The 9,550-nt window shown below is 72.4% G+C and carries 9 protein-coding genes; 4 read left to right on the top strand and 5 right to left on the bottom strand.

The genetic code is table 11. From position 1 onward, the window contains the following. Nucleotides 1–288: 288 nt before the first annotated feature. The 4 genes from ABZX67_RS32845 to ABZX67_RS32830 all read left to right on the top strand — a co-directional run bounded on the left by ABZX67_RS32845 (nt 289) and on the right by ABZX67_RS32830 (nt 3,390). Nucleotides 289–744 carry a VOC family protein gene (locus ABZX67_RS32845; RefSeq protein ID WP_355368332.1) on the top strand — a complete coding sequence of 152 codons (456 nt, stop codon included), beginning with the start codon at nt 289–291 and terminating at the stop codon, nt 742–744. 96 nt (nt 745–840) lie between these two features. Beyond that, nucleotides 841–1,734, top strand: coding sequence for an alpha/beta hydrolase (locus ABZX67_RS32840; RefSeq protein ID WP_355368330.1), 894 nt, complete (start codon nt 841–843; stop codon nt 1,732–1,734). Nucleotides 1,735–1,783: 49 nt separating this feature from the next. Beyond that, nucleotides 1,784–2,362, top strand: a complete 579-nt coding sequence (locus tag ABZX67_RS32835; RefSeq protein WP_355368327.1) for a hypothetical protein — start codon at nt 1,784–1,786, stop codon at nt 2,360–2,362. Next, complete coding sequence (locus ABZX67_RS32830) at nt 2,359–3,390, top strand: MsnO8 family LLM class oxidoreductase (protein ID WP_355368324.1); 1,032 nt, start codon at nt 2,359–2,361, stop codon at nt 3,388–3,390. Before ABZX67_RS32835 ends, ABZX67_RS32830 begins: the two co-directional genes overlap by 4 nt. A gap of 84 nt (nt 3,391–3,474) precedes the next feature. On the opposite strand, the gene ABZX67_RS32825 is transcribed toward ABZX67_RS32830, so the two are convergent. The 5 genes from ABZX67_RS32825 to wecB form a co-directional block, all read right to left on the bottom strand. Then, nucleotides 3,475–4,290, bottom strand: coding sequence for an alpha/beta hydrolase (locus ABZX67_RS32825; RefSeq protein ID WP_355368321.1), 816 nt, complete (start codon nt 4,288–4,290; stop codon nt 3,475–3,477). 77 nt (nt 4,291–4,367) lie between these two features. Further along, nucleotides 4,368–5,663, bottom strand: a complete 1,296-nt coding sequence (locus ABZX67_RS32820; RefSeq protein ID WP_355368318.1) for an acyltransferase — start codon at nt 5,661–5,663, stop codon at nt 4,368–4,370. A 140-nt stretch (nt 5,664–5,803) separates the two neighbouring features. Then, nucleotides 5,804–7,102 carry a VCBS repeat-containing protein gene (locus ABZX67_RS32815; RefSeq protein WP_355368315.1) on the bottom strand — a complete coding sequence of 433 codons (1,299 nt, stop codon included), beginning with the start codon at nt 7,100–7,102 and terminating at the stop codon, nt 5,804–5,806. Between the two features lie 23 nt (nt 7,103–7,125). Next, a complete protein-coding gene (locus ABZX67_RS32810; RefSeq protein ID WP_355368311.1) occupies nt 7,126–7,833 on the bottom strand; it encodes a hypothetical protein in 708 nt (235 codons plus the stop codon). A 34-nt stretch (nt 7,834–7,867) separates the two neighbouring features. Then, a complete protein-coding gene (wecB, locus tag ABZX67_RS32805; protein ID WP_355368308.1) occupies nt 7,868–9,064 on the bottom strand; it encodes a UDP-N-acetylglucosamine 2-epimerase (non-hydrolyzing) in 1,197 nt (398 codons plus the stop codon). Nucleotides 9,065–9,550: the final 486 nt, after the last annotated feature.

Genomic DNA, 9,550 nt, shown 5'->3' with positions numbered 1-9,550 from the left:
GCCATCCTCGACGGCATCGGCATCGCCGTCCTCGTCAACGCCGCCATCGTCCTCCTCGGCGTCCTCACCACCACCCTCTTCCTCCACAACAGGGAACGAAAGGCGACGAACTGACGCTCCATCACATCGTCCGGCCGCGGAGCGCGCACCCCGCGCCCCGCGCCCGGACTCGTGTGCGTGCAGGCGGCGGCGACCTCGGCAAGTGCGCCTTGTTCCGGTGGCGCGGCGAACCGGAGGGTGGGGGCCAGGCCCGGGTCAGGGCCGGATCCGCCCGTCGAAAGGACGTCCATGGCTCTGCGGTGGTCCCACGCCGCCCTGAACTGCCGGAACCTCGACGTGACCGAGGAGTTCTACCGCCGCTGGTTCGGCATGACACGCGCCCGCGCCTTCGACGTGGCGGGCGCCCGGTTCGTCTTCCTCCGGCTCGGTGACGCGTATCTGGAGCTGTGCTCGCTCGAACCGGAGGAGGCCGCGACCGGGCCCGCGCCCGAGCCCTCCGCCGACGGGCCGCACACCGCCGGAGCCGTACGGCACCTCGCGTTCCAGACCGAGGACGTGGACGGCTTCCTGGCGCGGATGGGCGACGCCGCCCGCGTCACCCTGGGGCCCCTGGACTTCGACGCGTTCATCCCCGGCTGGCGCAGCGTCTGGCTCGCCGACCCCGAGGGCAATGTGGTCGAGGTCAGCCAGGGCTACCGCGACCTGCCCGAGGGGGCGGACGGCGCCAACCTGACCGTGGGATGACTAGCCAGAACAGGGTTCTGGCTGGTCGGCGGCGGTGGGCGCAGGATCGATTCCGAGGGACCCGAGAGGGAGAGATCCGAAAGGGAGGCAGCCGCCATGCCGTACGCAGCTCACCGTGATCGTGACCGCGGCCGCGACCGTGACGCGCAGGACGTCGTCTGGCATCCGCTGCGCGTCCGGGCCGCCCGTCACGACATCCCCGTCCGCGTCTACCGGCCCGAAGGCGGTCACGCGGGCTGGCTGGTCTGGGGGCACGGCGGCAGCTGGCGGACCGGCTCGCTGGAGGGCTGGCACGCCGCCTGCGCGGACCTGGCCGGCCGGTCGGGGTGCGCGGTGGTCAGCGTCGACTACCGGCTCGCCCCGCAGCACCGGCACCCGGCGGCCCTCCACGACGTGCTCACCGTCCTGGACTGGGCCCAGGAGCGGGCCGCCGCCGAGGGGCTGCCGCCCGTCGCCGTCGGCGGCGACAGCTCGGGCGGGACGATCGCGGCGTCCGCCGCGCTGGTCCGGCGCGACCGGGGCGAGCCGCTGAGCGCCCAGGTCCTCGCCTACCCGCCGCTGGACCCGTCCTGCCGTGCCCGGTCCTACACCCGCTACCGCGACAACTTCCCGAGCCAGGAGGGCATGGCCGCCGCCTGGCGCGACTACCGGGGCGGGAACACCGGCGCCGCCTTCCCGCCCAGTACGCCCTTCGAGGCCGACAGCCTCGCCGGGCTCGCCCCGGCGATCCTCGGGGTCGGCGCGTTCGACCCGGTCGCCGACGACGTACGCGCCTACGCGCGCATGCTGCGGCAGGCCGGAAACGACGTGACCTTCCACGAGTTCCCGCACCTCCTGCACGGCGCCTTCCTCCAGCCCGCCGGCGTCGGAGGGTTCCGGTTCCGGGACGGGCGCAGCGAGGGGGCGGACGACCCCCGGGGGCTGCGCCACTGGCTGGCGGACGCCCTGAGCGACCGGCTGTCCGGTCCGAGGGCGGCACCCCGGCTCTGACAAGCCCTGACAACTCCGATGCGAGAAAGAGACGAGAAAGAGAGAGGCCATGAACAGCACCGGCACCACCTCCACCCCGCCCGGCACGGTCCCCGGTCATATCGGCGCGCTGCTGCGCCACTTCGGCGACCTGCGGGACGGCACGCACGGCAACCAGGCGTCCCGCCAGGGCAAGGAGCGCCTGTTCGCCCAGGCGGTCGAGCTGCTGAGCCCGTACGCCGAACAGGCCCTGGAGGAGATCAACGAGCACCTGCTGGACCGCACCGGTGAGGTCAGGGCCTCCGGGGTGCACCGGACGCCGGACGGCGGTGTCGCGGCCGTCTGGGCGCTGACCTGGCCGCAGCAGCGGATCACCGAGATCGCCCCGATCACCCTCACCGCGCACTACGGGGGAGGCTTCCACCATCCGCACCTGCGGGGTGCCACGGTCGGCGAGTGGCCGCTGAACGTCTTCACCGCCGAACAGGCCGCGGCCGAACTGCCCGTTCTGCGCGCGATCGCCGCCGCCGACATCCACAACCTGGTCTTCGAACGGGACTTCAGGATCGTGCCGGCCACCATCGCCGGCCACACGTCGCTCGGTCCCCGTGCCGTGCTCAACCCGCGTACGAAGGGACTCCCGTCATGAGCCTGCGCCTTTCCGTCCTGGACCAGTCCCCCGTCGGCGAGGGCTTCACCCACTCCGAGGCCCTGCGCGCCTCCGTGGAGCTGGCGGAGCGTGCCGATGCGCTGGGTTTCACTCGGTACTGGGTCGCCGAGCACCACCACTCCCCCGGCTTCGCCGGCACCGCCCCGGAGATCCTCGCCGGGACGCTGCTGTCGCGCACCACGCGTATGCGGATCGGCACCGGTGGCGTGCTGCTGCCGCGCTACGAGCCGGTGAAGGTGGCGGAGGTCTTCTCGGTGCTGTCCTCGCTGCACCCGGGCCGCGTCGATCTCGGGCTCGGCCGGGCCGGCGGGCCCGCGCAGCGCTTCCCGCAGCAGGTACGGGAGGTGAGCCGGCTGCTGGGCCTCGGCGAGGGCCGGGGGGAGGGCCGGGAGGCGGGGCAGCTGCCGCCGCTGGTGTCGGCGCCCGACGTGCCCCCGCGGCTGTGGCTGCTGGGCGCGGGCACCCGCTCCGCCGTGCTGGCGGGCGAGCTCGGCGCGTCGTTCGCCTTCGCGCACTTCCTCGCCCCGGAGCCGGGCGTGGCCGCCCTGGAAGGCTACCGGCAGGGCCTGGCCGCGTCGGCGGCCGCGCCGGCCGGGGGCCCGGCGGAGAAGGGCGTGCTGGCGGTCCGCGCCGTCGTCGCCGACACGCGGGAGCGGGCCGACGGGCTGGCGCTCAGCCTGCTGCTGTGGCGCACCCGCAAGGACCTCGGTGAGGACCGCCCGCTGCCCTCGCCGGAGGAGGCGCGGCGGCACCGGTGGAGCGGCGCGGAGGCGGACCGGGCCGCCGTCAACAGCCAGGCGCTCGTCTGCGGCACGCCGGAGCAGGTCCGCGAGGAACTGGAGCGGCTGGCTGCGGCGCACGGGGTCGACGAGATCATGGTCAACACGCTGACGCAGGACCCCGCCGACCGGGTGCGCTCCTACGAGCTGCTGGCGCAGGCCTTCGCGCTGTCCGGCGGCTCCGGTCTGCGCGCGGCCGGGGCGCACCGGGAACCCGCCGTCGCCTAGCGATCGCGTACGGGCGCACGCAAAACGGAGCGGCGGCACCACCGCGTTGTGCGGTGGTGCCGCCGCTCCGTCGTCTCCTCTCGTCTAACCGCCCGCGGCCACGGCCGCTGTCACGGCGAGCTCCTCCTCCAGGTACTCGCGGAGCAGCGCGGCCAGTTCGGCGGGACGCTCGTACGGGATGTTGTGGCCGCAGTCCAGTTCGGTGTAGCGGCTGTGGGCGATCCCCCGGTGCAGCTCCCTGGAGTGCGCGACGGGGATGACCTGGTCCTGGCGGGCGCCGACGACCAGGGTGGGGGCCTCGATGGCGGGCAGCCGGTCGCGGATGTCCACGGCGAGGTCCAGGTCGAGCTGGCGGCGGGCTCCCTCGGACGGACGGGCGGCCGCCGCGGCGGCGGCGATCTCCTCGCGGCTCGTGGCCGAGAGCCGGTCCGGGGAGAGCGACAGCAGGGTGATGAACTGCTGGTACGCCAGGGTGTCGAGGTCGGCGAGGCGGCGCCACAGGCCCAGCGCCAGCTCCTGCCGGGGGTCGTCGTTGCGGGCCCAGCCGCCGACGAGGACCAACCGCCGTACGAGTTCGGGCTGTTCGGCCGCAAGCGCCGCGGCGACCACCGCGCCCAGTGAGGCGCCGACGACGTCGACCGGGCCCGGGGCGGCGGCGCGGGCGGCGGCGGCGACCTGCCGGACCAGCAGGTCCAGGGTCAGCTCCCCGCGGGGCAGGGCGGTGCGGCCGCTGCCCGCGTAGTCGGGGGTGATGACGGTGAAGCGGTCGGTGAGCAGCGGCCGCATGGCCGCGTAGTTGGCCTCGGAGTCGGCGGTGGAGCCGTGGATGAGGAGCAGGCCGGGTCCGGAGCCTTCGGCACGGTAGTGGACCTCGGTGCCCGCGACGGTGACGGTGGGCATGGTGACGCCTCCTCGGGAGCGATGGGTTGCGGTCGGGTGGGGAAGGCGGGGGAAGGTGCGGGCCGCGTGAGCGGGGCTCAGCCGCGTACCGGCGACGAGGGCCGCTGCGGGAGGGTGTCGTGGTGCGCGGTGGCCTGCGCCGGGATGGCGGCGGTCTGCGGGGCGGTCACCGGAGCGGACGCCGCGGCGGTCTGCGGGGCCGGGGCGGTCACCGCGGCGGGCCGCTTGCGTCCTCGGCTCCAGCGCCGCATGGCGGGCGTCTCCACGAACCGGTACAGCAGCCAGCCGCCCAGGAGCGAGACCGCGAAGAAGGCGATGACCACGAGGATGGCGACGGGGACGCTGTACGTGCTCTCGCCGAGCAGCGAGCGCAGGTAGAAGATCGTGACGCCCTGCACGAGGTAGAAGCCGAAGGAGACCTCGCCGAGCCACACCATGGGCCGGCTGCGCAGCCAGGTGTCGCGCCCCGCCACGTCGTTGGAGGCCACGGAGCAGATCAGCGCGGCGACCGGGATGATGGTGGCGACGACGAAGCCGTACTCGAACGGGGCGACCAGGGCGGCGGCGTAACCGATCACCGACAGCACGAGCGAGACGCCGAAGCCGATGCGGCGCGGCCAGCGGCCGGCGAGGACGATGCGGGCGAGCAGGATGCCCAGGGCGAACTCGAAGACGCGGGCGGGCGGGAAGAGGTAGCCGAACCAGAACTGGAGGTCGGAGATGGGGGTGATCGCCGACTTCGGGGTGTCGGGGATGAGGAAGCGGGTGACGAGCTGCACGCCGACCATGCCGGCGACCATCAGGCCGGACCAGAGCCACAGCCGCCTCTCGGCGATCTTGCGGATCCCCACCATGAGCAGCGGGAAGAGCATGTAGAAGAGGAACTCGCTGCCCAGGGACCAGCTCGGCGGGTTGACGCTGAGGTTGATGGACGGCTGCGGGAAGAAGGTGTGGATCAGCAGCATGTTCGGCAGCCAGTCGCCCACGCTGGTGACGGCGGCGCCGGCGAAGAGCAGCATCGAAGCGGCGAAGACCACCAGGTGGTTCGGGAAGATCTTGAACACGCGCCGCCGCCAGAAGGAGGTCAGGCGCTCGCCGGGGCGGGAGGCCCAGGCGAGGACGAAGCCGCTGAGGACGAAGAAGAACGACACGCCCATGTAGCCGGCCTTGCTGAAGGCCGTGGTGAAGAACCCGGCCACGCCGTCGTCCGCGAAGGGGTTGATCGGGGCGTTCGGCGGGATGGGCGAGTCCATCAAGGAGGCGTGGAAGAAGAAGACCAGGAGGGCCGCGAAGAAGCGGAGGCCGGTGAGGGAGGGGAGGTTGGCTGGTCTGCGAGCGGTGGCGGCGGCGGTGGAGGACGAGGACACAGACATGGTGTGGGTGCTTTCCGGCGAGAGGGACGACGGGCGGGACGGTTCGGGTTCGGATTCGGGTTCGGGTTCGGGTTCGGGTTCGGGTGGGGACGGCCGCCGGGCGGTGGCCGTCCCCGTGGGGTGGCGCGGGGATCCGATGGCTACTCGGCGTCGTCGGCCGAGGAGACGTCCATCTCGTTGCGGTAGACCATGAGCTTGGCTTCCTTGGCCACGTAGTAGTTCTGGACCGAGTACGCGATGGTGGCGAAGTCCAGCCGGCCGTCGCCGTTGAAGTCGGCGGTGGCGATGCGGGCGACGGACTCCTCGGAGACCCGCCACTTGGCCCAGACGCCGTTGGCCGCGTCGATGGCCTTGTAGTACATGACGCCCTGCCAGGGCCACGGTCCGCGCAGCGCGACCAGGAACTCGTCGTCGCCGTCGCCGTCGAAATCGGCGCAGACGATCTGGTGGCCGGGGCCCTCGCCGTTCTCGTTGGGGTCGCCGTAGACGTCGAGGAGGACGCGGTTCCATGTCGGCTTGGCGCCGGGCGGGCCGTCGGTGGACTTGGTGTAGACGGCGACCGTGTTGCCGTGGAAGGGCTCGATGGCGGCGACGTACGCCATCGGGTCGTCGCCGAGCCGGCCGGCGTTGAGGTCGCCGCTGCCGCGGAAGCCGGTCTGCTCGAACTGGGTCAGCTCACCGGTGCCGATGAGTTCGCGGATCCACTCCTTGCGGTCCGCGTCCCAGTACAGCCAGGTCACTCCCTCGTCGGAGGCGAGCAGCAGCGAGTCGAGGTCGGAGCCGGGTATGAGGCCCTTCTTCTTCTCCGCGCCGTGGATCATGCGGAAGTGGCTGTCGTCGATGACGGTCATCGGCCACTCCTCGGCCGTGTGCACGTCGTCGGGCTGGGTGAACATCACCACCGGCAGGACGGCGTGCACGTCCTCCTTGGCGACGATCGGCAGGCCGATGACCTCCAGGCGCTCCTTCTGCGTGAAGTGCCCGACGCGCAGCCGGTGCATGCCGGTGGCGCGGCCGATGTAGTGGCGCTTCCAGCGGGACTCGTCCTTGTCCGGGGAGCCGGGGTTCTCCAGCCAGTCGATCTTCCCGCCCGCGGTGTTGGCGTCGTGGATGGTGCCGATCGGGCCGTACAGGTCGTAGCAGAGGATGATGTCGGGGTGGCCGTTGCCGCTGACGTCGGCGAAGTCGGCGCCGACCGGCATCTTGATCTTGTCCTGGACCAGGCGGCGGGTCCACCGCTCGTCGTTCTGGTACCAGTAGATCTCGCCGAGGCGCAGCCCGTAGCCGAACAGGTCCGGGCGGCCGTCGCCGTCGATGTCCGGGGCCTCCAGCCAGTATCCGTCGCGCAGCTGGTCGGCGACGAGCTCCGGGGTGAACTTCGGGGTCTGGAGCGGGAGCTGGGGCTGGGACTGGGGCTGCGACTGGTCGTTGCTGGTCATGGTGTGCTCCTCACGGGGTTCGGTCAGTGGGCGGCGGGGCGGCGGTGGTACTCGACGGCGAGCCAGACGCAGTCGGTGTCGGCGCGGTACTGGTGCCAGGGGTAGAGGTAGGTGCCGTCGGGGGCGGTGGAGCAGAAGGGGTCCGGGGTGGTGTAGCCCGGGGCCATCACGACGTCCTGGTAGAGGGTGCGGTGGTCCTGCTCGCGGAACTTCTGCATGCGGCCGATGCCGTGGACCTGGGTGTGGACCTCGATGAAGTCGTGCTGGTTGTGGATGGCGCAGTCGGTGCCGGCGGGGGCGTACCAGAGGTTGACCTTGACGTCGTACGTCTCCGGCCGGAGCGGTTCCGGGGCCTCCCCCAGCAGGTGGGCGGCGTCGAAGGTGACGGTGCCCGCGTCGTCCTGGGGGCTCTTCCACAGGGGGGTGTCCCGGGGGAAGCCGGCGAGGACGTCGCCGAGGAGGTCCCAGCCCGGGTCTTCGGTGACGCCGGGCAGGCCGGCCTCGTCGCGTACGCGGAGCAGGACGAGGGTGTCGGCCCGCTCGACGCGGGTGTCGGCCAGGATCGTGGAGGACAGGGGCGGGATGCTCTTGCGGGGCGTTTCGGCGATGTGGACGTCGGTGACGCCGGTGTTGACGACGATGGCGGCTTCGCGCACGGGGTAGTCGCGGGCGTGGCGTACGAGCGTCGCTTCGATGCGGGGGCCGCTGAAGGCGAGGGCGGTCTCGGGCACGGTGCTGTGGGCCTCTCCTGTGGGTGACGGGCTCTCAGGCCCGTGCGTACGAGGCGGTGCGGGCGAGTTCGGCGGCGAGCTCGTCGACCGGGGTGCCCGGGACGAAGGGCTCCACCGGCGGGCCGTCGCCGAAGAAGTGCGCCAGCGCGCCGACCGTGCGCTCGGTGGCCCGGCCGTCGCCGTACGGGTTGGCGGCGGCGGCCATCCGGTCGTACTCGGCCTGGTCGCGCAGGAGCCGGGTGGCTCCGTCGACGATGGTCTTGGTGCTGGTGCCGACCAGGCGTGCGGTGCCGGCCACGATGGCTTCGGAGCGCTCGGTGACGGTGCCGAGGACGAGGGTCGGCTTGCCGAGGGCGGGGCCCTCCTCCTGGGAGCCGCTGCTGTCGGAGAGGATGAGGTCGGCGCGGCGCATCAGCCGGCAGAAGTTCAGGTACGGCAGCGGGTCGACGACGGTGATGTTGGGGTGGTCGCCGATCCGGGGCAGCATCGCCTCGCGCACCACCGGGTTGCGGTGCAGCGGGACGACGACCCGTACGTCGGGCTCGTCGGCGATCTCGGCGAAGGCCTCGGCGATCTCGGGCAGGTGCGGCCATGCCTCGCGCCGGTGCGCGGAGGCGAGGATGATCCGCCGCGGGTCGGTGTCGAGGTCCGCGAGGGCCGGGTCGCCGTAGTCCTCCGCCTTGTCGCACGCCCACTGGAGCGCGTCGATGACGGTGTTTCCGGTGACCACGACGGTGTCCTCGCTGATGCCTTCCCGCAGGAGGTTGGTGCGGTTGCCGGGGGTGGGCGCCAGGTGCAGGTGGGCGACCTGGGCCACGAGCCGGCGGTTGCCCTCCTCCGGGAACGGCGAGCCGAGGTGGCCGCTGCGCAGGCCCGCCTCCACGTGGACGACGGGGATGCGGTGGTGGAAGCCGGAGAGGGCGCCGGCGAGGGTGGTGGCCGTGTCGCCGTGGACGAGCACGGCCTCGGTGGAGAGCATCGCGAAGTGCTCCTCCAGGCCGCGCAGCGAGCGGTAGGTGACCTGGGAGAGGGTCTGCTTCGGGGCCATGATCTCCAGGTCGATGTCGGGCTTCAGACCGAACGCGTCGAGCGTCTCGTCGAGCATCTGGCGGTGCTGCCCGGTCGAGATGACCACGGGGTCGAACCGGGGGTCGTCCTGGAGCGCGCGGATGACCGGGGCGAACTTGATGGCTTCGGGCCTGGTACCGAGGACTACTGCGACGGACCGCATGGGTGCCATTCCTTTACGACGTGGATGACGGCAGGGACTGGAGGACGGGCGGGGCGCGGTGCGGGGAGCCACGTGGGGTGTGGTGCCGTGGGGCGTGGAGCGTGCGTGCGGCCGTGCGTGGGGCGGCCGGATGGCTCAGGCGCCGGGGTTGAGACCGGGCGCCGGACACTGCGCCGCCGGCGGGAGGTGAGGTGCGACGCCCCTCGGAGCCGAAGCTCCGGGGCGGTTCTCCCTTCCGGACGAGAGATATCTTTTCCGTGAGCTATCTCTGCCGTCAAGTCGCGCCGTCCCGACTTGCACACCGCGCGCCCCGAACGCACAACACCCCGGCTCTGCAAGGCGGTTGGCGCCTGCAGAGCCGGGGCGGAAACGCCGCTGCGCCCGCCGCGTGGCCCGAATCCGCTTCATCGGGGCCCTTATTGACGCCGTAACGGACAATGCGGACTGTCGTGATCAAGCCCGTGATCATGTGCTTTCCGCGAAACG

The organism is Streptomyces sp. NPDC003036 (assembly GCF_040611175.1).
In the GTDB taxonomy this organism is placed as follows: Bacteria; Actinomycetota; Actinomycetes; order Streptomycetales; family Streptomycetaceae; genus Streptomyces.
The sequence above is the reverse complement of the archived record's forward strand: the minus strand, read 5'-3'. Positions and strand labels throughout refer to the sequence as shown.

Bases quoted from the DNA above. Each gene is read 5' to 3' on its own strand.
- ABZX67_RS32815 (WP_355368315.1), bottom strand. From the start codon at position 7,102: ATGACCAGCAACGACCAGTCGCAGCCCCAGTCCCAGCCCCAGCTCCCG.
- ABZX67_RS32840 (WP_355368330.1), top strand. From the start codon at position 841: ATGCCGTACGCAGCTCACCGTGATCGTGACCGCGGCCGCGACCGTGAC.
- ABZX67_RS32835 (WP_355368327.1), top strand. From the start codon at position 1,784: ATGAACAGCACCGGCACCACCTCCACCCCGCCCGGCACGGTCCCCGGT.
- wecB (WP_355368308.1), bottom strand. From the start codon at position 9,064: ATGCGGTCCGTCGCAGTAGTCCTCGGTACCAGGCCCGAAGCCATCAAG.
- ABZX67_RS32825 (WP_355368321.1), bottom strand. From the start codon at position 4,290: ATGCCCACCGTCACCGTCGCGGGCACCGAGGTCCACTACCGTGCCGAA.
- ABZX67_RS32845 (WP_355368332.1), top strand. From the start codon at position 289: ATGGCTCTGCGGTGGTCCCACGCCGCCCTGAACTGCCGGAACCTCGAC.
- ABZX67_RS32820 (WP_355368318.1), bottom strand. From the start codon at position 5,663: ATGTCTGTGTCCTCGTCCTCCACCGCCGCCGCCACCGCTCGCAGACCA.
- ABZX67_RS32830 (WP_355368324.1), top strand. From the start codon at position 2,359: ATGAGCCTGCGCCTTTCCGTCCTGGACCAGTCCCCCGTCGGCGAGGGC.